The 22,188-nt window shown below is 29.2% G+C and carries 23 protein-coding genes; 12 read left to right on the plus strand and 11 right to left on the minus strand.

Annotated features, from left to right (window positions below):
• Position 1 precedes the first annotated feature (1 nt).
• The gene (locus L8T82_RS04860) at positions 2-292 is read left to right on the plus strand and encodes a FlhB-like flagellar biosynthesis protein (RefSeq protein WP_133319292.1); all 291 of its coding nucleotides are present in this window, start codon (positions 2-4) and stop codon (positions 290-292) included.
• Here the strand turns inward: L8T82_RS04860 and L8T82_RS04865 are convergent.
• Entirely contained in the window at positions 267-1,076 is an 810-nt protein-coding gene (locus tag L8T82_RS04865; protein ID WP_263660591.1) for a phosphatidylserine decarboxylase, read from the minus strand. The genes L8T82_RS04860 and L8T82_RS04865 overlap by 26 nt on opposite strands.
• The gene (locus tag L8T82_RS04870; protein WP_263725997.1) at positions 1,077-2,207 is read right to left on the minus strand and encodes a metallophosphoesterase; all 1,131 of its coding nucleotides are present in this window, start codon (positions 2,205-2,207) and stop codon (positions 1,077-1,079) included.
• Positions 2,208-2,277: 70 nt separating this feature from the next.
• On the opposite strand from L8T82_RS04870, the gene abc-f reads away from it, so the two are divergent.
• From abc-f to L8T82_RS04910, 8 genes are all read left to right on the plus strand, one after another.
• The gene (gene abc-f, locus L8T82_RS04875; protein WP_263725998.1) at positions 2,278-4,215 is read left to right on the plus strand and encodes a ribosomal protection-like ABC-F family protein; all 1,938 of its coding nucleotides are present in this window, start codon (positions 2,278-2,280) and stop codon (positions 4,213-4,215) included.
• Positions 4,216-4,346: 131 nt separating this feature from the next.
• Positions 4,347-6,650 carry an autotransporter outer membrane beta-barrel domain-containing protein gene (locus tag L8T82_RS04880; RefSeq protein ID WP_263725999.1) on the plus strand — a complete coding sequence of 768 codons (2,304 nt, stop codon included), beginning with the start codon at positions 4,347-4,349 and terminating at the stop codon, positions 6,648-6,650.
• A 102-nt stretch (positions 6,651-6,752) separates the two neighbouring features.
• Complete coding sequence (locus tag L8T82_RS04885; RefSeq protein ID WP_263726000.1) at positions 6,753-7,940, plus strand: M48 family metallopeptidase; 1,188 nt, start codon at positions 6,753-6,755, stop codon at positions 7,938-7,940.
• A complete protein-coding gene (locus L8T82_RS04890; RefSeq protein ID WP_263726023.1) occupies positions 7,940-8,740 on the plus strand; it encodes a HemK/PrmC family methyltransferase in 801 nt (266 codons plus the stop codon). The genes L8T82_RS04885 and L8T82_RS04890 overlap by 1 nt, the downstream gene beginning before the upstream one ends.
• Positions 8,741-8,770: 30 nt before the next feature.
• Positions 8,771-9,238, plus strand: coding sequence for a DUF4149 domain-containing protein (locus L8T82_RS04895; RefSeq protein WP_263726001.1), 468 nt, complete (start codon positions 8,771-8,773; stop codon positions 9,236-9,238).
• A gap of 33 nt (positions 9,239-9,271) precedes the next feature.
• Positions 9,272-10,021, plus strand: a complete 750-nt coding sequence (locus L8T82_RS04900; RefSeq protein ID WP_263660586.1) for a flagellin — start codon at positions 9,272-9,274, stop codon at positions 10,019-10,021.
• A 38-nt stretch (positions 10,022-10,059) separates the two neighbouring features.
• The gene (gene cmoB / locus L8T82_RS04905; protein WP_263726002.1) at positions 10,060-10,935 is read left to right on the plus strand and encodes a tRNA 5-methoxyuridine(34)/uridine 5-oxyacetic acid(34) synthase CmoB; all 876 of its coding nucleotides are present in this window, start codon (positions 10,060-10,062) and stop codon (positions 10,933-10,935) included.
• Positions 10,936-10,937: 2 nt separating this feature from the next.
• Positions 10,938-11,501, plus strand: a complete 564-nt coding sequence (locus tag L8T82_RS04910; protein WP_133319302.1) for a hypothetical protein — start codon at positions 10,938-10,940, stop codon at positions 11,499-11,501.
• On the opposite strand, the gene L8T82_RS04915 is transcribed toward L8T82_RS04910, so the two are convergent.
• Both L8T82_RS04915 and L8T82_RS04920 read right to left on the minus strand, forming a co-directional pair.
• Positions 11,481-11,666: a hypothetical protein gene (locus tag L8T82_RS04915; protein WP_263726003.1), complete on the minus strand. Its 186-nt coding sequence runs from the start codon at positions 11,664-11,666 to the stop codon at positions 11,481-11,483. The two genes, L8T82_RS04910 and L8T82_RS04915, sit on opposite strands and share 21 nt — an antisense overlap.
• An 8-nt stretch (positions 11,667-11,674) precedes the next feature.
• On the minus strand, positions 11,675-12,199 hold the full coding sequence (locus L8T82_RS04920; RefSeq protein ID WP_133319304.1) for a thermonuclease family protein: 525 nt from the start codon (positions 12,197-12,199) through the stop codon (positions 11,675-11,677).
• Positions 12,200-12,252: 53 nt separating this feature from the next.
• Here L8T82_RS04920 and L8T82_RS04925 point away from each other — a divergent pair, with 53 nt between their 5' ends.
• Both L8T82_RS04925 and L8T82_RS04930 read left to right on the plus strand, forming a co-directional pair.
• The gene (locus L8T82_RS04925; RefSeq protein WP_263726004.1) at positions 12,253-13,521 is read left to right on the plus strand and encodes a M20/M25/M40 family metallo-hydrolase; all 1,269 of its coding nucleotides are present in this window, start codon (positions 12,253-12,255) and stop codon (positions 13,519-13,521) included.
• Positions 13,522-13,655: 134 nt separating this feature from the next.
• Positions 13,656-15,050, plus strand: a complete 1,395-nt coding sequence (locus L8T82_RS04930) for an anaerobic C4-dicarboxylate transporter (RefSeq protein WP_133319306.1) — start codon at positions 13,656-13,658, stop codon at positions 15,048-15,050.
• A 33-nt stretch (positions 15,051-15,083) separates the two neighbouring features.
• Here the strand turns inward: L8T82_RS04930 and L8T82_RS04935 are convergent, their stop codons facing one another.
• The 4 genes from L8T82_RS04935 to L8T82_RS04950 form a co-directional block, all read right to left on the minus strand.
• Positions 15,084-16,940: an aryl-sulfate sulfotransferase gene (locus L8T82_RS04935; RefSeq protein ID WP_263726005.1), complete on the minus strand. Its 1,857-nt coding sequence runs from the start codon at positions 16,938-16,940 to the stop codon at positions 15,084-15,086.
• A gap of 21 nt (positions 16,941-16,961) precedes the next feature.
• Positions 16,962-17,699, minus strand: a complete 738-nt coding sequence (gene dsbI / locus L8T82_RS04940; RefSeq protein WP_263676160.1) for a protein-disulfide oxidoreductase DsbI — start codon at positions 17,697-17,699, stop codon at positions 16,962-16,964.
• A 13-nt stretch (positions 17,700-17,712) separates the two neighbouring features.
• Complete coding sequence (locus tag L8T82_RS04945; protein WP_263726006.1) at positions 17,713-18,375, minus strand: thiol:disulfide interchange protein DsbA/DsbL; 663 nt, start codon at positions 18,373-18,375, stop codon at positions 17,713-17,715.
• A 196-nt stretch (positions 18,376-18,571) separates the two neighbouring features.
• A complete protein-coding gene (locus tag L8T82_RS04950) occupies positions 18,572-19,222 on the minus strand; it encodes a thiol:disulfide interchange protein DsbA/DsbL (RefSeq protein ID WP_220566742.1) in 651 nt (216 codons plus the stop codon).
• 173 nt (positions 19,223-19,395) lie between these two features.
• On the opposite strand from L8T82_RS04950, the gene L8T82_RS04955 reads away from it, so the two are divergent.
• On the plus strand, positions 19,396-19,776 hold the full coding sequence (locus tag L8T82_RS04955; protein WP_087699453.1) for a YbgC/FadM family acyl-CoA thioesterase: 381 nt from the start codon (positions 19,396-19,398) through the stop codon (positions 19,774-19,776).
• Here L8T82_RS04955 and L8T82_RS04960 read toward each other — a convergent pair.
• The 3 genes from L8T82_RS04960 to L8T82_RS04970 are packed head-to-tail and all read right to left on the minus strand — an operon-like array spanning position 19,754 to position 22,052.
• A complete protein-coding gene (locus L8T82_RS04960; RefSeq protein ID WP_263726007.1) occupies positions 19,754-20,971 on the minus strand; it encodes a hypothetical protein in 1,218 nt (405 codons plus the stop codon). The genes L8T82_RS04955 and L8T82_RS04960 overlap by 23 nt on opposite strands.
• Positions 20,968-21,579, minus strand: coding sequence for a uracil-DNA glycosylase family protein (locus L8T82_RS04965; protein ID WP_263726008.1), 612 nt, complete (start codon positions 21,577-21,579; stop codon positions 20,968-20,970). The genes L8T82_RS04960 and L8T82_RS04965 overlap by 4 nt, the downstream gene beginning before the upstream one ends.
• Complete coding sequence (locus L8T82_RS04970; protein WP_263726024.1) at positions 21,579-22,052, minus strand: GNAT family N-acetyltransferase; 474 nt, start codon at positions 22,050-22,052, stop codon at positions 21,579-21,581. The genes L8T82_RS04965 and L8T82_RS04970 overlap by 1 nt, the downstream gene beginning before the upstream one ends.
• Positions 22,053-22,188: the final 136 nt, after the last annotated feature.

Below are 22,188 nucleotides of genomic sequence, written 5' to 3' on the forward strand. Positions count from 1 at the left end.
AATGGCTAAAAAAACAAAAAAAGCCGTTGCACTAGGCTATAACAAAGAAGAACAAAATGCACCAAAAATCCTAGCTAATGCCAAAGGTGAAAACGCTGCTAAAATCATCTCTTTAGCCAAAGAAAATGGCATACCCATAAAAGAAGACAAAGACTTAGTAGAAGTGCTTAGCAAACTTGATCTAGGCGATGAAATCCCACCTAATATGTATAAAGCAGTGGCTGAAATTTTTGCCTTTTTATATAAAGTTGCTAATGAAGATGAGACTAAGCAAAGTCCGCAATCTTCTTAGAAAATTCAACTTGCTCATAAGCATTTTTACTAAATTTTAAAAACCCTTTTTGAGCGATTAAAACTATAGTTGAACCTAGTTCAAAATTTCCAAGTCTTTGGCCTTTTTTTACAAAAAGATCTTCATAGGTATGAGTAAAATCAAAATTTGCTGCATTAGTTTGTATGCTAGTATCAAAGCTAAAGTGCATTTTACCGACATTTAGCGCACCCACAAATACCATCCAAAGTATAAATTTTCCTTCCACTAAGCACTTTAAAACTACTCTTTCGTTTTTAGTATAAAGGTTTATAATTTTAGCTAACTTTGCCTCACTCACACTAAATAAGGCCCCGCTCATATAAGTAGCACTTAAAATTTGCATATTACAAGGTGCATGATAATGATGATAATCTTTTGGAGATAGATAAATATTTGCATAATCTATGCCATTTTCTAATTCTTCTTTACTAGCTGAGTTTTTTAAAAGCTCTTCTATACTATAACTTGAACCTTTAATGCTAAAGGCTAAATTTTCTTTTAAATCATTTTGAAAGCTACTTCCAAGTTCTAAAATTTTACCATCACTTGGACTTATAAAGCCATCTTCTAATTCTCGCTCATTTAATAAAGTTCTTGTAAATAAAGCATTTAAACTCTCATATTCTTCTAAAGGTTTGAATTCACTCATATTGATATTAAAAGCATTTACATAAGCTTTATTAATATTTTTTTGTATAATTTTTGGAAATTTATATTTTGCTATGATTCCAAACATTTTTGAAGCACTATTGCTAAATCCCACTCATTCTCCTTTTAATCTAATCAAAGCTATCTCACTAGGGGCTAAAAATCTCACAGCAGGCCCCCAAAATCCAGCTCCACTACTTACATAAAGCAAACTATCTTTGCTTAATTTATAAAGCCCATACACAAAACCTTGTTCTAAATATACTAGCAAAGAAAAAGGGAAAATTTGTCCTGCATGAGTATGTCCTGATAAAATCAAATCAAATCTACTTACATCATAAGTTTTTACATACTTTGGTTGATGAGTGATTAAAATATTAACCTTTTCTTGATTGATTTGAGTTTTGATTTTTTCTATATTGCTTTCTTTAAAACCCAAACGCTTGGCAGCCAAATCCAAAGTCCCACTTAAAGTAAAATCCCCAAAATCAATACTTTCATCTTCCAAAACTTTGAAATTCTTAAGCGTTTTAAGCTTTTTGCTTATCGCATTTATATCATTATAATACTCATGATTTCCATAAACAAAATAAGTACCATATTTTGATTTAAAATTTTCTAATAAATTAATATAAGTCATACTAGCTATATCTGCATCGATTAAATCCCCAGCTATAATGACCATATCAGCATTTAAAGCATTAACTTCATCGATTAAGGTTTTTAAAAAATCTTCTCCTAAATTTTTTCCCAAATGCACATCAGAAAGTAAAACTATATTTAAATCTTCTTTTAAATTTTTAATTTTAATATCTACCTCATTAACCTTAGGTGTGCTAATAGCATTTACAAAACCTTTAAATACCATACTAACGCTAAGTATAATAAGCCAAGAATCAAAAATTAATTTTAAAAACTTTCTTCTTTGGACATTGAAAATTTGCTCTTTTTTATTTTCATTAAAAAAAACCCAAGAGCCAATTTCAAAAATCACTCCAAAAAGCAAGAAAAAACAAGTAACAGTAGGAAAAATAGCTAAAATATAATAAAGCTTTTCATACAAAAAATCCCCGCGCATGTTTACAAAAAAGATTAATTCACATGCAAAAACTATTAAAACAAAAGCTAATACAAACTTCTTATAAGGTTTTAAAAAATCAACCCTACTTAAAAATCTTTTATAAATATACCAATTTGCCAAAGCAAAAAATAAAACTAATAAAGTAAAAAAAACAAATGCTCTCATGGCGTAATTTTATTTAAGCAAAATTAATACTTTTTAAAGTAAAATCGTAAAAAACATTTGGGAAAGAAATTTGGCTTTAATAGATTTAATCGACGCAAATAAGAAATTTAATACAAAAATAGTTTTAGAAAATGCAAATTTTAGTGCAAATTTAGGAGAAAAAATCGCCATTATAGGCAAAAATGGTGAAGGAAAATCAAGCTTTTTAAAAGCCCTTATGGGGACTTTAAAATTAGACAGTGGTAGAGTAATTAAACAAAATAACACTAGTATAGGTATGCTAAGCCAACAAGTAAGCTTTGAAAGCACCTTAAGCGTAAGCGAAGCCATCAAAAAAGAACTTGAAGAAATTTACCAAGCCTTGAAAGAATTTGAAAGCTATAATGAAAAACTAGCTTTTGATCCTGAAAATAAAGAATATTTAAAAAAAGTAGATGAATTAAGTTTATTTATAGATTCAAAAGACGCATGGAATTTAGACCAAAAAATACAAAGAATATTAGAAGAATTTAAACTATTAGAATACAAAGACAGAACACTTTGCTCTTTAAGTGGGGGCGAAATAAGACGCGTAGGGCTTTGCACACTTTTGCTAAAAAATCCTGATATATTATTGCTTGATGAACCAACTAATCATCTAGATGTATATATGAGTAACTTTTTAGAAGAAAGGTTAAAAACCTCTAAAATGTGTGTTATTTTCATCTCTCATGATAGGTATTTTATCGATGCTATAGCGCAAAAATGCGTAGAAATAGAAGCAGGAAAATTAAGCATTTTTGAGGGTGGATATACGCAATATCTAGAAAAAAAAGCAGCTATTTTAGCTTCCTTAGCTAAAAGCCATGAAACCTTGCTTAAGCAATTAAAAAGTGAGGAAGAATGGCTAAGAAGAGGAGTCAAAGCTAGGCTTAAACGCAACGAAGGACGCAAAGAACGCATTTTTAAAATGCGTGAAGAAGCTAAGAAAAACCCAGGAGCTATCAAACGCTTACAACTTGAAATCAAAAGAGCAAGTAAAAATTTTAACCAAACTCAAAGCCAGAACCGCAAAAAAATGCTTTTTGAACTTAAAAATATCTCAAAGTCTATTGCCAACAAGACACTTTTTAAAGACTTTAATGCACGAATTTTACAAGGTGAACGCATAGCCATAGTAGGTAAAAATGGCTGTGGGAAATCTACTTTCTTAAAGATTTTACTTGATCAAATTCCGCTTGATAGCGGAGAGATTAAAAGAGGTGAAGTTAAAATAGGCTATTTTGATCAAAGCAGGAGTTTATTAAATACTGATAAAAAACTTTTAGAAATTTTTTGCCCAAATGGCGGTGATCACATTCAAGTGCGTGGTAAAAATATGCATGTTTATGGGTATTTAAAACAATTTTTATTTCCAAAAGAATTTTTAGAGCAAAGCGTGAGTGTGCTAAGTGGGGGCGAGAAAAACAGAGTTGCTCTAGCCTTGCTTTTTACTAAAGAATATGATGTATTAATCTTAGATGAACCAACAAATGATTTAGACATAGCTACGATTAATATCTTAGAAGAATACTTACTTTCTTTTGAAGGTGCGATTTTGCTTGTCTCACATGATAGATATTTTGTTGATAAAATAGCAACTAAACTTTATGCTTTTGAAGATAATGCAAATATTAATATAGAAGTTCTTTCTTATAGTGAATATTTAGAAAATGAAAAAGAATACAAAGACTTTGAAGAATTTTCTAAAAGCTTAGAAACAAACACCACCGCAAGTGTAAAAACAAAAGAAAAATCGAGTAAAAAACTAAGCTATAAAGAAAATGAAATTTTAAACTCATATCCTGATAAAATTCATAAATTAGAAGAAGAAATAAAAGAAATAAAAAATGCTCTAAGTAATCCTACAATTTATCAAGAGCTAGGTATAAACACCCTTTATGAAAAGCTAAATTCCTTAGAAAATGAACTTAGTATTTTAGAAGAAGTTTATTTTGATGTTTTAGAAAAAATTGAGGATAATTTATAATAATTTTTTATTATTTTATTTACTCTATTTAACAGTCGTAAATTTTATTTGTTTTTAATTGACTTTTTTTGTTATTGTTGTTATAATGTTTTTTCAATAAAATTATAATTTTATTAAGGAGTTTCAGAACAATGAAAAAGTTGAATAGAAAAATTTTTCTTTCCGCTTGCGTTGCTACTTTTGTAGCTAGTTCAGCTAGTGCATTAACACCATCTGATTCTATAGTAATCAGTGACAATCAATTGGTGCATCTAGGAAATGGGGAATATCAATATGTAATCTCAAAACCTCAAGGACAAATTTTTCATATTGATAATGATTTAGGCGATAATGACTATGGACAAGGTGCTATATTAGAAACACCTATTAAACATTTAACAATAAATGCGGCTAACAGTATTATTAATATTGGTGGAAAAGATGGAAAATATGAAGGATCTATAGGCGGTATAAAACCTCATTATTCTTTTGCTATCAAAGCTAAAGAAGTAAACTTCATAGGCAAAAAAAATCCAGATAATATAGTGATAGCAAACCCAGATCCTGGTTTTGGCTTTCCTGGTTCTCCTGGAATATCAACACCAGATGATGAAGAAAATTTTATAGATCCTGGTTTTGGTGCAGAATTTGATCCAGATACTGGTATCAATATGAATAATCCTAGTTTAAGACCATGGGGACCAACTTGGATTCAAGACTCAAGAGAAAATGTTTCTCTAAATGTTTTCCATGATGGCTTAATTGATGGTAATGTTAATATGGATCATGCGAACTTTAAAATCATAGCAGGTGATTTTAATGGTATTAACTATAATGGTGCTTTAACTATCAATGGAGACCTTTTTGCTCATGATTCATTATTTACTCTACATGGACCACATCAATTTACAGTAAATGGTAATGCAGTAATTAGAAATTCTGTGTTTGAGCTTGCAAACTTTAGTAACCCTGTAACAGAAAAAGGCGTTTACTTAATGAGTGCTACAAACTTCAACAAAGAATTTGCAGAAGTAAATACCGTTAGAAATGTATTATTAATTCCAGAAGGAAAACTTTTAGGTCTTAAAGGTCATGCACTAGCAGAATATGAAGGTGAAGTTGTAAAAGTAATCGTAGATCAAGATAAAAAATACTTCAATTATAGACTTAATGTAATTGGAAATGATGCTTATGCTCAAGGTGGCTTAACAAATAATATTAAAAATATTAGCATTAGTAAGCTTCTAAAAGAAATGAGAATAGAAGTTCTAACTCAACTACATGATTATTACGCTCAAAAAGCTTTTGAACAAAACCAAAACAATCCTGGTATTGATCCTAAAGAAGTTAATTATGATAAAATTCTATCCGATATTAAAAAAGAAATGGATAATATAAGCAATAACAAAAAAGTTATTACTTATGGGCACAAAATTGATTCAGTTTTAGCATCTTTAAAAAATTCTGATAGACATTTAGCAGCTAACTCGGCTTTAGTTAACGCTATCAAAGGCGATGTAAGACAAGCTCAAGCAATAGTTGATTCAGCTAGAGAAAGCGCAAACAATTCTAACCGCCAAGGTGCTATTCAAGTTATTAACTTGGCTAACGAGATGGCTATTGCTACTAGAATGGCGCAATCAAGAAGCACTGGTGAAAATAGCGTATGGGCTAATGCATTTGGTGGTGCAAATATAATTGGTAGCGAAAGCGAAGGTGTATATGGAACTACTATAGGTATTGATAGACAATTTAGCGATGCTATTTTCTTTGGCGCATATTTAACTTATGCTGATTCACAATTAAATCATAATTCTTTAAATCAAGACTCTAATAATTTACAACTAGGTCTTTACTCAAGAATTACAAATGGTCAACATGAATTTGATATTAAATCTTATGCACAATTTAGCTTTGCAGATCAAGAAAGATTTGTAAATGGCTCAGTGCAAAAGTCTGATTTTACACAAACCTACTTAGGTGCAAGTGGTAACTATGGTTATGTATTTGATTTTAGTGATAGCTTTTCAATCAAACCTTTAATTGGACTAAATCTTTATTATAGCCACACTCCAGATTATACAGAAAATGGTCTTTGGGCTCAAAAAGTTTACTCAATGGATAGTTTCGCAGCGAGTGCTGAAATTGGAGCAGAATTTAGAAAATTCTTTGACGGTGGTAGCTATTTCTATGTAACTCCAAAAATCGAACAATTTTTTGCTATGAGTGGGGATGATTTTAAAGGTCGTTTCACAGGAAGTGATTTTAGCTATAATGTAGCTGGTGCTGAAAAAGATAAAACTTTCGGTAAAATCCTTATCGGAAGCAATATTAGCGTTACAGATAGATTTTCTATTGATCTAAGTGTAGGCGCTAAACAAATCTTAGGCAATAAAGATGATAACACTGATGAAACTTACCTAACTGGTAATATTGGCGTTAAATACTCATTCTAATTGACATAAACAAGAATTCTTCTTATATAGCATAGGTAATTTACCTATGCTTATTTACTTTCTTATTGCATACTTTCACAAAAAAAATTACATGGAAAAACTATGACTTTGATAACTATTTTATGTATTTATACAGCTTTTTTGGTTTTTATATCTTATGTGCAAATTTCTTTTTTAAAAAAAGAAAGAGAAAAACAAGCAATTATTTTAAATGAACAAGATTATAAAAATGCTGCAAATATCGCCATAGAAAATGAAAAATACAAAATCTTTTCTAATCTTTATAATCTGATGGTTAACATTTCTTGGATTAGCTTTGGCTTTTTGTATTTAAAAGAAATTTTTATAAAAGAAAATTCTACCTTAGAAAATACTTTATTTTTGCTTGCATTTTTATTGATTATTAGTATTTTAAATTTACCACTTAGTTATTATGAAAGCTTTATAAAAGATAAAAAACACGGCTTTTCAAATATGACTTTAGCGCTTTTTGTTAAAGACAGCATTAAATCTTTAGCTCTAATGCTTGTTTTTGGCTTTTTAATCATCTATGCCTTAGTATTTTGCTTTGAATTTTTTAACACATACTGGTGGGTAGTGGCTTTTGCTCTAAGCTTTATAATTATACTTATTATAAATCTCATCTACCCTACACTTATTGCACCTATGTTTAACAAAATGAAAAAACTTGAAGATGAAAATTTATTAGAAAAAATCACTAATTTAATGCAAAAATGTGGCTTTAGTGCAAATGGTGTTTATGTTATTGATGCAAGCAAAAGAGATAAAAGATTAAATGCTTATTTTGGTGGCTTATTTAAAAGCAAAAGAGTAGTGCTTTTTGATACACTTTTAAATGCTTTAAAAGAAAAAGAACTCATTGCTGTTTTGGGTCATGAGCTAGGACATTTTGCGCATAAAGATTTGCTAAAAATGTTATTTGCTAGTGCTTTGATGCTTTTTGCTTTATTTTTCATCTTTGCACATTTACCAAGCTTTTTTTATATTGAAAGTCATTTAGATGGAGTGAATGCTGGAGTTTTTGCACTTTTATTGATTTTTGGAAATATTTTTACTTTTATTGTTTCTCCACTGCTTAATAAAATGAGTCAAAAAAATGAATTTAATGCTGACTTACACGGAGCAAAACTAAGCTCTAAAGAAGATATGAAAAATGCTCTCATAGCTTTAGCAAAAGAAAACAAAGCCTTTATTAAAACAAGTAAAATTTATACTTTCTTTCATCTAAGTCATCCTTGTATTTATGATAGAATCAAAGCTTTGCAATGATTTCAATCAAACAAGCTTTAAAGCAAGCTTACGCAAAAGATCCTACTCACAAAGAATATATACTTTTTATTCTTTGTGAGCTTTTGCAAAAAGATAAAGCTTGGATTTTTTTAAATCCTGAATTTCAAATCAATGAGAAAGTTTTTTTAGAATATGTAGATAGATTTTTAAATGGTGAGCCTTTTGAGTATTTATTTCAAAAAACACAATTTTATGGTTTTGATTTTTTTACTAAAAAAGGGGTTTTGATACCGCGTTTTGATAGTGAAATATTACTTGAAAGATGTTTAGAAATTTTAGATCATAACTCTTTTAAAAATATACTTGAAATTGGCTTTGGAAGTGGAATTTTAAGTATTTGCTTAGCAAAGTTAAAACAAATTTTTATACAAGCTTGTGATATCAATCCAAAAGCATTAGAGCTTGCTAAAAAAAATGCAGATTTTCATAATGTTTCAAATTTAATCAATTTTCAACTTTGTGATTTTAAAAATATGCAAGGAAATTTTGACTTTATTTTTTCTAATCCTCCTTACATAAAAAATGACTATCCTTTAGATAAATGGGTTCAAAACGAACCACACAATGCTTTATTTGGCGGAGATAAAGGTTGGGAAATTTTACATGAAATTATTCTTTTTGCCAAAAATCACAACACAAAAGTCTTAGCATGTGAGTTTGGCTATGATCAAAAAACAATTTTAAATAAAATTTTAAAAGAAAATGATTTTAAGGCTACTTTTTATCAAGATTATAATGGATTTGATAGAGCTTTTGTTGCATGGAATTTAAAAAATTAGACTATAATTATCTTTATTATAGGAGAAAATATGAAATCAATATATTTATTTTTACTAGCAAGCTTAATTGGGATTGAAATTAGCATAGGTGTGTTTTTAGCTCCGACTATATTTTATCCTGCTAAATTCATAGGTGAAGGGGTTTTAACTCATTTTCAAAGTGGGCTTTTAATGACACACATTTTTGTGCAATTTGGCTATGTTTTGTTAGGTGTGAGTGTTTTGTCTATTTTAATAGAAATTTTTTCATTTAAAGACAAAAATTTAACTTTTAAAATAAATTTTTCAAAATTTATGCTTTCTTTGATCATTTTGGCACTAAGTTTGCTTTTTGTATTTTACTTCACTGTTTATGTTTTAGAAGCACAAAGTTTAGGAGAAGAAGCAACTAAAACTCAAGAATTTATAAAAATTCATGGTGCAAGTGAAGTTGTGATGAAAATTATCATGTTATCACAAGTAATTTTGTTTTTCTTAAATTTTAAAACAAAAAAATGATATAATAAAATAAGTCTTTAAAAGGAGTCAAAGATGAAAATAGGCGATATAGGAACAACTCAACAAAATCACTACTTAAATCAAGCTCAAAAAAGCCAAGAAAAAGCTTTAGAAAACATAGCTGCAATCCGTGCTATAGATGGGAGCGATGGAGCAAATTTAGCCATAGCTGATTCTTTAAGAAGTCAATATAGCACTATAGATCAAGGTATTTTAAATGCCTATGATTCCATAGGAGTTTTACAAATTGCTGATTCAACTTTAAATAACATTTCAGCTACTGCAGATAAACTTAATGAACTTTCAGTGCGCTCAAACAATGCTGCTTTAAATGACAGACAAAAAAGTATGCTAAATTCTGAAGCAAGCAAACTTGTAACTTCAATCAATGATGCTTTTTCTAATGCGACTTTTAATGGAAAAAATGTATTTCAAAGTATGGATTTTGTTGTTGGTACTGGGGTTGAAAGTATTAATTTAAATCAACCAAGCACAGCAAATTTAAGCCTTGAAAATCAAGACGGAATTCGTGATTTTCAAGATCAAGTAGGTTCTTTACGCGCAGATATTGGTGCTGGAATTAACGCTATCCATTCTAATATCAACTCATCTTTGCAAACTAGTATTAACACTAAAGAAGCTGAAAGCAAATTACAAAATAATGACTTAGCTCAAAATATCAATGATTTTAATGCAAATTACCTAAAAGAAAATGCATTTTTATTTGCAAATGCTCATTCAAATGTAATGTTACAAACTAAACTAGCAAGCCTACTTCAATAATAAAAACTCCCAAATAAGGGAGTTTTTCAAGGAAAAATATGCAAAATAATGCTTTATTTAAGCAAGTTTTAAAACATCCTTTATATGAAAAAATCCAAAAACTTAGTGAAAAAATTCAAAATTCAAATTACCTTATAAATGAAAGTTTTGATATTTTTTGTGATAAAAGTTTAGATGATGAGATCAAGAATATCACTTTAGAATTAAAACCTTGGCGTAAAGGACCTTTTAAAATTAATGATTTATTTATAGATACAGAATGGCAAAGTTTTATCAAATTTAATATTTTAAAGCCTTATATGCAAGAAATAAATGGCAAAATAGTAGCAGATATTGGCTGCAATAATGGTTATTATATGTTTAAAATGCTTGAATTTAATCCTTTAAAGCTCATAGGTTTTGATCCTTCTATTAAGTATTATTTGCAATTTTTACTTTTAAACTCCATTGCAAAAACTCCTATACAATATGAGCTTTTAGGCGTAGCTGATGTACCAAATTATGGCATAAAATTTGATGTGATTTTTTGTCTTGGAGTGATTTATCATCGTAGTGATCCCATAGCCATGCTAAAACAACTCAAACAATCTTTAAATAAAGACGGCATAGTCTTTTTAGACACTATGTATATAGAAGATGAAAGAGAAATAGCACTTATTCCTCAAAAAACTTACTCAAAAATACCAAATATTTTTTTCATTCCGTCGATATTAGGTTTAAGAAATTGGTGTTATAGGGCTGGATTTAGTGAATTTGAAATTATAACAACTAAACAAACCGATCTTTTAGAACAAAGAAAAACACAATGGATTGATTCTTATTCTTTAGATCAATTTTTAGATAAAAATGATTCAAATTTAACTTGCGAAGGCTATGAAGCGCCAAAAAGAGTTTATGTTAAATTAAAGGTGTAAAAATGGCAAGAACAGTAAGTGCTGTTACTATAGAAGAATTAATAGATCCAGAAGAGTTAAATCGTATCAAATCAGAACTTATCACTTGTCCAGGGATAAACAATACTTTAGCAGGAAGTATTTCTCATATAGAAAAAAATTTCGCCAAAGGTATTTTAATCACAACCCATGATATGGCAGTAGATGAACTAGGATTAGTGCATAGTGGCTTTGTATTTAATGCAGCAAATTACATAGCACAAGCTGCAATTAATAAAGAATTTAGCGTCTTAATAGGCTCAAGAAGCTTTTTTTATGCTCCTTTAAAAGTGGGAGATATTTTAAATCTTGAAGCGAGTGCTTTATTTAGCGATGACTCAAGAAAAAGAGAGGTTAAAGTAGCTGGTTTTGTAAATGAGATTAAAATTTTTGACGCATCTTTTCAAGTTATTACTACAGATGATCATATATTTAAACTTAAACAAAATCAAGCCGCTACAAATAATAATCAAAATCAGCAAGAAACAACTAAACAAGAATCAATGCAAGAAGAACTTAATGCGGTCTTAAAAGGAATCGGGGGTTAAAGGTAAATCCACCCAATTCTTTGGACATTCTTTACGATAAGTCCCACTTGCATCATAATATTCCTTACAATCATCGTAAAATCGATTTGAAACCCCTCTTTCATTGACAAAACAACCACTAAAAAATAATGCTAAAAACCCTAGAAAAAATACACTTTTAAACATTTCTCATCCTATTTTAATCTTATTTGCTTACGCCATTTATAAGGCTCTATAGGATTTTCACTTTCCCATAATCCTTTTTTATTTATCTTGGCATAATTTTGCTCATTTATATATAAATCACTATAATGCTCATATGCCCAAGCAAAACCATTTTTAACCATAACTTGATTAATATCTTTATCATTTAAATATACAATGGCTAAAATTCTACCATATTTATCCTCATCTTTTACATTTAAAACTACTTCTTTATTTAATACAATAGCTTTTAGAAATTGCGTAGCCATCTTTCCATAAGCTTGATCACTCTCAGGCGCATCTATACCAAAAAGTCTGATTTTAAGCTTTTCATTTTCGAATTTAGCCTCAATAGTATCTCCATCTACTACACGACTTACTTTAGCATTGATATATGAACCACTATCATAGTTTAAAACATAAGCAAAAGCAACTAAAAAAAGTGCGATTAAAAATTTCTTCGGATCTTTTAATAAGTTTATAAATAATTTAATTTGTTTCCTAGAAAATTTCATTTAAACCTCATCTATATAAAAATATGCCATAATTACAATAAAAAGGAGAATTTATGCAAGAAATTATACAAAATTTTAAACAAATTGCTCAAATACCTCATTGTAGTTTCAAAACCGAAGAATTGAAAAATTTTCTCATTGATTTTGCTAAAAGTCAAAATTGCCAAGTAAGCGTTGATGAAGCAGGTAATATCCACGCACACAAAGGAAATCCTAAAATTTGTTTACAAAGTCATTATGATATGGTTTGCATGGGAGAAGCTCCAAATATACAAATATATGAAGAAAACGGATATTTAAAGGCTAAAAATTCAAGCTTAGGTGCAGATAATGGCATAGGAGTATCACTAATGATGCAAGCTTTAAAAGATTTTGAAAATATAGAATGTCTTTTTACTAATGATGAAGAAGTTGGACTTTGTGGAGCAAACAATCTCACCCATACTTTGATCTCAAGCAAGCTTTTAAATTTAGACCACGAAAGCGATGATGAAGTTGTTATAGGTTGTGCTGGTGGGGTAGATATTTTTGCTAGTTTAAACTTAGAAATAGATGAAAAAGAAGAAAATTGTTATGAGATAGAAACAATTGATTTTAAAGGTGGGCACTCGGGAATTGATATTATTAAAAATATTAAATCTTCTATTAAAGAAGTGAGCTATTTTATCACTCAAAATCAAGGAGAACTTTGCGAATTTAAAGCAGGTGAAAGAATAAATTCTATACCAAAACATGCTAAAGTTATAGCATTTTTTAAAAATCCTCCAAAAGAAAATGATCATTTTAAAGTAAATTATATAGGTAAAATCAAAAGAACATATTATAAAAATTCTCAAGTTATTTTAAATCTCATTAATGCTTTTGCACAAGGAGTTAGAACTTTCAATCATCAATTAAATTTAGTTCAAACAAGTATCAATCTTTCACTAGCTTATGAAAAAGATAGCAAATTTCATTTTGAGCTTTTTGCAAGATCTAATGATTTACAAGAACTTAAAAACATAGAATTTGAAACCTTAACTTATTTTAAGATGCAAAACTGCGAAGTTTCAAGTGCAAATTTTTATCCACCGTGGGCTAATAAAGATACTAAATTTGGAGAAGAAATTCTAAGTTATTTAAAAAAAGAAAACCCAAACGCCAAGCTTTACACTATACATGCTGGTTTAGAATGTGGCATTATAAGTGAAAAACAACCTTTAGAATGTTGCTCAATAGGACCAAATATCCATAACCCTCACTCAACAGATGAAAAATGTGAAATAGCTTCTATTGAAAAAATCAGTAAAATTCTTTATGCAATCTTAAAATATTATCAATAAATATAAAATAACCAATATTTTGATAAATAAATTCAAAATATTGGTAAATATTTATTTAAATAATAAAAAATTTTATTTACTATTAATAAAACTTGGATTATACTCTCACATATTTCAAAAAATAAGGAGAGAGTATGGAAATACTAACTAGCCTTAGCGAAGGTGTTCAATTTAGTATTCAACTAATTGTTGTTCTTATTTGTCTTTTTTATGGGGCAAAAAAAGGCGGTATCGCTCTAGGCTTATTAGGCGGTATAGGTTTATTAGTTTTAAGTTTTGGTTTTGCTGTAGCACCTGGAAAACCTTCTATTGATGTTATGCTTACCATTTTAGCTGTTGTTGTTGCTAGTGCAACTTTACAAGCTAGTGGTGGTTTGGATGTAATGTTGCAAATTGCAGAAAAAGTTCTAAGAAAAAATCCTAAATTCTTAACTATTTTGGCGCCATTTGTAACTTGCATTCTTACCATGCTTTGTGGAACTGGGCATGTTGTCTATACTATGATGCCTATTATTTATGATATTGCTATTAAAAATGGTATTCGCCCAGAAAGACCAATGGCTGCTTCTAGTATTTCTTCACAACTTGGTATTATCGCAAGTCCTGTTTCAGTTGCAGTTGTAAGCTTAACAGCCCTACTTTTAAATCCAGAAATTAATAAACATCCTTTAGCAGGATTTGATGGCTATGTAGATTTACTTGCTATTACTATACCTTCTACCTTAGTAGGTGTTTTGGCTATAGGAATTTTTTCTTGGTTTAGGGGAAAAGATCTTGATAAAGATGAGGATTTTCAAGCTAAGATTAAAAATCCAGAACAAAGAGAATATATCTATGGCGATAGTAAAACTCTTCTTGGACAAAAACTTCCAACTATCCAATGGGTAGCTATGTGGATTTTCCTAGGTGCTATTGCTATAGTAGCTATACTTGGAGCTTTTCCAGAGCTTAGACCGCAATTTACCTCAAAAGGCGTTACCAAACCTATGAATATGGTAGCAACTATTCAAATGTTTATGCTTTTAGCAGGTGCAGCGCTAATCATTTTTACCAAACTTGATGCAAGCAAAATTGCAAAAAATGAAATTTTTAAATCCGGTATGATAGCCTTAGTAGCTGTTTTTGGAATTTCTTGGATGGCAGATACAATGTTTGCAGTGCATACTCCTATGATGAAAGAATCTTTAGGTAATATCGTTATAGAACATCCTTGGACTTATGCTATTATGCTTTTACTTATTTCTAAATTTGTTAATTCTCAAGCAGCAGCAATTGCAGCTTTTGTGCCACTTGCACTAGGAATTGGTGTTGAACCAGGTATTATCATTGCTTTTGCAGCAGCTTGCTATGGATACTACATTTTACCAACTTATCCAAGCGATCTTGCAACTATACAATTTGATAGATCAGGTACTACAAAAATAGGTAAATTTGTTATCAATCATAGCTTTATCTTACCAGGATTAATTGGTGTGATTGTTTCTTGTATAGTAGGTTATTTTTTAGCTTTAGGTGCAGGATATTTATAAAAATTAAAAGGGCTTTAAAAAAGCCCTTTTTTCTTATTTAAATGCTTTTTCTAAATCAATAGGCATAGCTTGATAACCAGTACTTGCTCCGCTAAAGCGAATTTGTACTGAAGGCTCTTTAGCTCCCCATTTAAATTCATCTATTTCAGGTTTTGGCTCACCTACAGCAGCACCCTTACTTAAGTCAAATGACATTCCAGCAGTAGCACTATAAACCATGATGGAATTTTTATCTTTATGGTATTCTGCTAAAGAGGTGACAGGTGAAAACCATTCATTGCCTCTTTGCTTTCCATATTCCCAAATTTGTTCTACGGTTTTATTTTTTTGATCTATTTTATACACAACTGCTCTTGAGTATTTCATTGAAGCAAAAGCAGGTTGCTCTATACCTCTTGCATCGCCATTATCAAAAGCTGTGATATAAATATATCTTTTGTCAGATTTTTCATCTATTCTAAAAGCAGTATGCTGTGTCCATGTAAAATCAAAACCACCTTCTTCGTTTTCATATCCTGGACATTTGCTATACTCATCTTCACAAACTATCTTTTTGCCATTTTTATCAACAGGTTGCAAAAGTGTTTTTTTATATTTTTCTCCCCATCCTTTGTGTGCTCCTAGTATCCATTTTACTTTTTTATCGCGTCCTATTTTTATAATAGCACTTTGATGACGACTTGAAATAATAATACTATCATCACTTGGATCATAATCTACGCTATTTACATGAGCCCAGTTACGCCCTACTCCAGTACCTGCTATATCACCAAAAGAATCACTTGCATCCATTTTAGCTAAATCCTCATCACTTAAAGTAACCCCTGCTTTACTCGCATCAATATTTAAACAAACCGCACCTTGATCTAATGCTTTGATTACATTTGCTCTATATGGATCTAAAATTTCAAACAATCTCCACTCATCTACTACATTACCATTTTTATCAACTTCTACTATCACATCACGCACTGAACGCACATTTTTACCATCAGGACGCTTAACATTGGCAGAAGCCACCCTTAAAAGATAATTTCCATTTTGCATATTATCCATAGAATGAGAAAAATCTATATAAGAAGAAGGTAAAAGACGATTAAAAATTTCTCTACCCATTAAATCATATTTAACATATCTTTGTCCAAAACCCCAAGTTAAAGCTCCATCAGTATTTTGCCTAAATCCCATCATAATACCACGGTTGTAAATATTATTCCAATCCATTAATTTATCATTATCAAAATACCAACGAATTTCACCTTTTGTATCAATGATAAATGCATTTGAATTCTCATCCCATTCCATTGCACCACCTGCTGGGTTATTCCAAACAGATTGAGAGCCTTTTCCACTTTGTTTCCCTGGAGCATTATTAATCAAATACAACCTATCTTCAAAACCTTTATCTACTTTAATCACTTCTACTTTTTCAAAAGGCACACCTCTTTGCATAATACTTCCACTTGGCTCTATATTTACTCCACCAGTTGCTATTTTATATACCTCATCTACTACTTTTTCACTCTTTCCAAAAGCAGTTTTGGTGTAACTTACTTTTACCGTATTAAAATATGATGGATAAAGTCCAAAAATAGGAATTCCTCCATAAGTTTTAATTTTACTAAGGCTAACCTTATAAGATATAGTTTGCCCATTTGGTTTTGGAACTATAGTTACACTTACATCACTTAGTTTATATCCACCATCCATAATTACAGCACTAAGCGGAGATAAACCATAAGGATTCATCTTTACTGCGCCAATTTTGCCTTGAATTTCCCAATCAATTTTAGCACCACTAGGTCCACCCATAGCCAAAGAAACACTAGGCGCTACCATAACAACACTACCAGCAAGCAAAATACTACTTACAATTTTACTAATCTTCATTTTTTCTCCTTTTTTATATTATTAAGCTATTTGCACACTTGGCTCACCTAAAATTTTTAGCAAAACTACTAATATTAAAACAATCAAAGCATAAAATTTAGCCTTAGAATGTGAAAATGTATAAGAAACAAACATGCTTCCTAAAATCACCAAACAAACAACAAAAGCCAACAAACAACAAATCGCCATATTCATAAATTCCATACTAGGAATCAAATACCAACCATTACTATACAACCCATCTTCAAAATTTGGAGGATTTCCAACAAAAAATTTCTGAAAAGCATTTAAACTACCATAAACATCTTCAGGTACTATAGGTGTATCCATACCACACTCACCTGTTGGTAAAAACCATCCTGGTGCCCATTCATGCAATGGTAAATTAAAAGGATATATAGGAATTTCTCTACACCCATCAACACCAGCAAAAGGATTTTCTGAATGTACTACCTCGTGGATATGATTAAGAGTAACACAATACTCTATACCAAGCCATATACCCCAAAATACAAAAGTATAAGCAAAAATTTTTAGATAATCATTTTTAGGATCTATCAAGGCTAAAATACCACCAAAAGCCATAGTTAACATAGCAAATCTTATATAAACACACTGCTCACAAGGCTCCATATAAAGGTATTCTTGAAACAAAAAGTGTGCTATAAAAGTTAAGCCTACCATAGCTATAACCATTATTAACCAAGGAACTCTTGTATTTTGCCAAGTGGTGATTTTACTAATAGGACAAGAACTCATAAAATACCTCAAATCACATCTTGCTTAATTCTTCTGTTATTTCTATTAAAGCTTGTGGAGATGTGATAGCTTGTGGTATGATTTGGTATTTACCATTTACTACAAATGCAGGTGTACCATAGTTTTTAGAGATATCATTAGCATTTTCATAAGATTTTAAAATTTCACTAGCTTCAGGAGTTTTTAAAAAGTTATCTAAATCTTCTTTGCTTGCTGAAATTGCTTTTAATCCTACTTCATAAAACGCTTCAGGATTGGCTCCATTTCCCCATCTTTGTTTTTTCTTAAAATAAGCATTAAAATATGCTTCAGAAGCTTTATGAGTTAAACTATTTTTATCGCTTTGACTTACTTTATTTTGCTCATCTTTAAAAGCAGCAAAAGCAAAAATTTCATTAGCTTGCTTACCATAATCACCCATAGAGCTAACAGGATAAAATTTATAAGTTAATTGTGGTAATTTTTCTTTGACTTTTGACATGGTATTAAACTTATGATGATCATAACAATGTGTGCAACGATAAGAAAATACTTCTATTAAAGAATTTTGTACATTTGGGATAGGTGTTTTTAAAGTAATATACTCTTTACCCTCACTAAGTGCATTTGCACTCACACCAAGAACAAAAGCAGCTGCCGCCATTGCTTTTGACAAATTATTTAAGTTGAATTTCATTTTATTTCTCCTATTTGTATTTTATATATAATAAATATTTGCAATTTATTATAAACATGCTAAAGTTATATTAATATAACTTAAATATTAATTAAACAATAAGAAAAAATTTCAAAATGAAAATATAATTATTAAAAAAATAAAAAATAATAATACTTTATCACAAAAATTACAAAAAGTAATGCTTAAAAAAGCATTACTTGGTAGAAAGTTCTTTAACTATACGGATTAGTTCCTCTAAAGAAGTGATATACTCAGGATTGATTTGATATTTGCCATTTACTACAAAAGCAGGCGTACCATAATTTCTTGAAATTTCATTAGCTACATCATAAGCAACTAAAAGCTCTTTGGCTTCTTTAGTTTGTAAAAATTTTTGCAATTCTTCTTTACTAGCACCAATAGCATTTAAACCTATTTTATAAAATAAATCAAGATTATTTAAATTTATTTTTTTTTCAAAATGACTTACAAAATACACATCAGCAAGCTTATAAGTAAGACTTTTTTCACTAGTAACATCTAAACCTAAAGCTTTTTCTTTAAAAGAAGCTAAAGCAAACATCTCATTTAAAGCACCACCGTACTCGAGCATAGAACTTACCGAGAAAAGATCATATTTTAAATTTGGTAAAGCTTGTTTAACTTTTGCTAGAGTGTGAAATTGATGATGATTATAGCAATGAATACAACGATAAGAAAATACCTCTATTAGAGAATTTTGTGCATTTGGGATAGGTGTTTTTAAAGTAATATACTCTTTACCCTCACTAAGTGCATTTGCACTCACACTAAAAACAAAAGCCATAATAGCTAGCAATTTAAACATTTTTTGCAAAACTTGCATGATTTTCCTTTTTTTGATGATATAAAATACAATTTTAACATAAGATATAAAATCAAGAATGTTTTATGCTTTTCTTATGACATTTTAAGTAGAATTTCAACAAATTTATCAATAAAAAAGTTGATTGCAAGCGATATTTTCCAATCAATATATAATAAAATAAAAGGTCTAAAATGCAAATACGAATTTATTATGAAGATACCGATGCAGGTGGAGTGGTATACCATAGCAACTACTTAAAATTTTGCGAAAGAGCAAGAAGTGAGATATTTTTTCAAAAAAATGCAAAAATTTTTGATAAAAATACAGGACATTTCCTACTTACTAAAGCAAATTGTAACTTTTTAAAACCCGCTAAACTTGGAGATCTTATAGAAGTAAAAACATTTATCACAAAGCTTAAAAAAGCCTCAGTTTGTATAAAACAAGAGATTTATAAAGAAAATACCAAGCTTTTTGAAGCTGAATTTACCCTAGCTTTTTTAAAAAATGAAAAAGTAGCCCCTATAGATGAGACTATAACTAAGGTTTTTACTGATCTTGCAAAGGAGTAAAACCTAAGCCTTGCAAGCGAATGATTTTAACCTTATAGTCAAATTGATTATCATTTAAACCCTCATCAAAAATTCTTTGAGAATCTTTATCTAAAAACTGCGTATAAAAATAATCAAGGCCCACGCTAGTTGCATAAGCTATCCAGTTGTAATTAATATTTTGCGAAAAAAGCTCATTAAGATAGCTTAGAGTTTGATCCTCATTAGAAATGGAATTTGCTAGCAAAAGTTTTTTTCTATCATTAATTTGCGTTAAACTTAGCAAGATAGGATTATAATTAATCTGAGTTGATAATAATACAAAAGGCTCTATATCATAAGTTCTTATTTGTGAGCTTATGAGTGCTGTTTTAATCAAAGAAGTATTTAAAATAATACTAGAATCTTGAAAACTTCTATTTTGATTTAAAATACTTCTAAAATCAAATTTAGAACTATTAATAGTATAAATTTTCTCACTACCATTACCTGCATTTAAAACATTCTCATCTAAGCGATTAGCTAAGGCTGTTCCATCTGAAAAAATAATATTTTTACCATTGGAGTATTCCAAAAGTTTTTGGATTTGTTTTTGATAATCTATACTTCCAAAATACACATTTTCATTTTGCGTATCAAAATTTCTTTTATGTGCAGTAGGAATAAAAACTTTTACATTAGAATCAAGGCTTTCTTTTAATAAATTTTTCACACCTTTATCTGTAAAACCTGCGATAATATAATTAAATTTCTCATCTTGAGCTTGTTTAAAAGCTTTAGTTATCTTACTCTCATCTTCTGTGCCTATTAAAAACACCTTTACTTTTATTTGCGCTCTTTGCCTTAATAAATACGCTATGCTTGAATTTATAATAGTATTAGAATAACTTTTAATCGTTTGCTCAGGTATAATAATAGCTAGTTTTATGCTAGCATTTTTTTGAATTCTTTTTTCAAAATCTATAATAGAATTTAAAAGTTTGGTATAGATATTGACTAAAAGCTCATTTGCATTATCATTATTAAATCTTGATAAAAAATTAAAATAAAGTCCTGTTTCTAACAAAGTAAATAAACAATCATTATCACAATTTTGAAATTCTAAATTAGGATAAAAAGACTCACTAGGTTCTATAGGCGATGGTTTTTGCTCTTTCGCAAAGACATTTAAAGTTAAAACAAAACTCATCATCAAACAAACTAAACTTTTTCTCATAAATAACCTTTTATTTTTTTAATATCTTCTATAAATTCAGCATAAAAGCTAGGATTTTTACTCAAAAAATTCAAATCATAACTTGGCAAAAGTAAGGCATTATTATAATACATACATTGTCCTTTATATTTTTGAAAATTCTCAAAACCCAAACTTGCAAAAGCTTCTTGGCCAAGACATAAAATAATCTTTGCTTTTATAAAATCAAGCTCATTATAAAAATACGGCAAGCATAATTTTAATGCTTGATCGTCTATTTTAAAATTACTAAAACATTTAAACATATAAGAAAAATATATCTCATCATCTTTTAAATTTAAAAGCTCCTTGCATAATTTCAAAAGTTCTTGTTTATTTTTAGAAGCAAAAAACTTTCCACTTTCATTCTCTTCCTTGTCAATAAAGGCCTGATAAATCAAAATTTTAGCATTTTTGGCTTCTTTTTCCATTAAACTATGCTTTCTTAGCCTAGAAAAATGACAAAGATTGCAAGTTTTTACCCTTTCGTTTAATTCTTTAAAGCTTAAATTAAAATGCCTAATTTGTTTTTGCTCGTTAAAATATTCATAGCCAAAAGCTTTTAAATAACACAAATTACGCTTATTCATTACATCAATACTTCTAAATTTTCACCCTCTAAACGATAAGTTCTCCACTCATTCATATGCTTTGCATTTAATTTAGTATAAAACTCAATCCCTAAATCATTATCATTCAAACATACCCATTCTAATCTTTTAAGATTTTTTTCTTTACAAATTTGTGCTAAATATTTAAAAACAGCTTTTGCATAGCCTTTTTTTCTATGTTTTGCTTGTATATAAATATCTTCTAGATATAACCCACCTAAACCCCAAAAAGACGAAAAAGTAAAATAATACATTGCATAACCTATGATTTTACCATCAACTTTTAGACTTAAAGCCTTAGCATATTTATTTTCAAAAAAAGATTCTTCAAGTTCTTTAGTTGTGCATTTTACATCTTTAAGCATATTTTCATGGATAGCAAGCTCTTTAATTAATTCTAAAATTTTTTCTAAATCTTCTTTTTTACTCTCACAAATTTCAAAACTCATGATTTTTCCTTAAAATACATAAAAATAAAACAAAAATTTAGCAAAAACTTTTAAAATAACTCTTAATTAAAAGCAGATTTAAGTAAGATTTTGATAAAATACACGCTTATTATTTTGTTTTTTATTTTAAGTTAAGGAA

The organism is Campylobacter sp. IFREMER_LSEM_CL292, from assembly GCF_025771615.1.
GTDB classification, from domain to species: domain Bacteria; phylum Campylobacterota; class Campylobacteria; order Campylobacterales; family Campylobacteraceae; genus Campylobacter_D; species Campylobacter_D lari_D.

Bases quoted from the DNA above. Each gene is read 5' to 3' on its own strand.
- L8T82_RS04860 (WP_133319292.1), top strand. From the start codon at position 2: ATGGCTAAAAAAACAAAAAAAGCCGTTGCACTAGGCTATAACAAAGAA.
- L8T82_RS04870 (WP_263725997.1), bottom strand. From the start codon at position 2,207: ATGAGAGCATTTGTTTTTTTTACTTTATTAGTTTTATTTTTTGCTTTG.
- L8T82_RS04880 (WP_263725999.1), top strand. From the start codon at position 4,347: ATGAAAAAGTTGAATAGAAAAATTTTTCTTTCCGCTTGCGTTGCTACT.
- L8T82_RS04885 (WP_263726000.1), top strand. From the start codon at position 6,753: ATGACTTTGATAACTATTTTATGTATTTATACAGCTTTTTTGGTTTTT.
- L8T82_RS04895 (WP_263726001.1), top strand. From the start codon at position 8,771: ATGAAATCAATATATTTATTTTTACTAGCAAGCTTAATTGGGATTGAA.
- L8T82_RS04900 (WP_263660586.1), top strand. From the start codon at position 9,272: ATGAAAATAGGCGATATAGGAACAACTCAACAAAATCACTACTTAAAT.
- cmoB (WP_263726002.1), top strand. From the start codon at position 10,060: ATGCAAAATAATGCTTTATTTAAGCAAGTTTTAAAACATCCTTTATAT.
- L8T82_RS04910 (WP_133319302.1), top strand. From the start codon at position 10,938: ATGGCAAGAACAGTAAGTGCTGTTACTATAGAAGAATTAATAGATCCA.
- L8T82_RS04915 (WP_263726003.1), bottom strand. From the start codon at position 11,666: ATGTTTAAAAGTGTATTTTTTCTAGGGTTTTTAGCATTATTTTTTAGT.
- L8T82_RS04920 (WP_133319304.1), bottom strand. From the start codon at position 12,199: ATGAAATTTTCTAGGAAACAAATTAAATTATTTATAAACTTATTAAAA.
- L8T82_RS04925 (WP_263726004.1), top strand. From the start codon at position 12,253: ATGCAAGAAATTATACAAAATTTTAAACAAATTGCTCAAATACCTCAT.
- L8T82_RS04930 (WP_133319306.1), top strand. From the start codon at position 13,656: ATGGAAATACTAACTAGCCTTAGCGAAGGTGTTCAATTTAGTATTCAA.
- L8T82_RS04935 (WP_263726005.1), bottom strand. From the start codon at position 16,940: ATGAAGATTAGTAAAATTGTAAGTAGTATTTTGCTTGCTGGTAGTGTT.
- dsbI (WP_263676160.1), bottom strand. From the start codon at position 17,699: ATGAGTTCTTGTCCTATTAGTAAAATCACCACTTGGCAAAATACAAGA.
- L8T82_RS04945 (WP_263726006.1), bottom strand. From the start codon at position 18,375: ATGAAATTCAACTTAAATAATTTGTCAAAAGCAATGGCGGCAGCTGCT.
- L8T82_RS04950 (WP_220566742.1), bottom strand. From the start codon at position 19,222: ATGCAAGTTTTGCAAAAAATGTTTAAATTGCTAGCTATTATGGCTTTT.
- L8T82_RS04955 (WP_087699453.1), top strand. From the start codon at position 19,396: ATGCAAATACGAATTTATTATGAAGATACCGATGCAGGTGGAGTGGTA.
- L8T82_RS04960 (WP_263726007.1), bottom strand. From the start codon at position 20,971: ATGAGAAAAAGTTTAGTTTGTTTGATGATGAGTTTTGTTTTAACTTTA.
- L8T82_RS04965 (WP_263726008.1), bottom strand. From the start codon at position 21,579: ATGAATAAGCGTAATTTGTGTTATTTAAAAGCTTTTGGCTATGAATAT.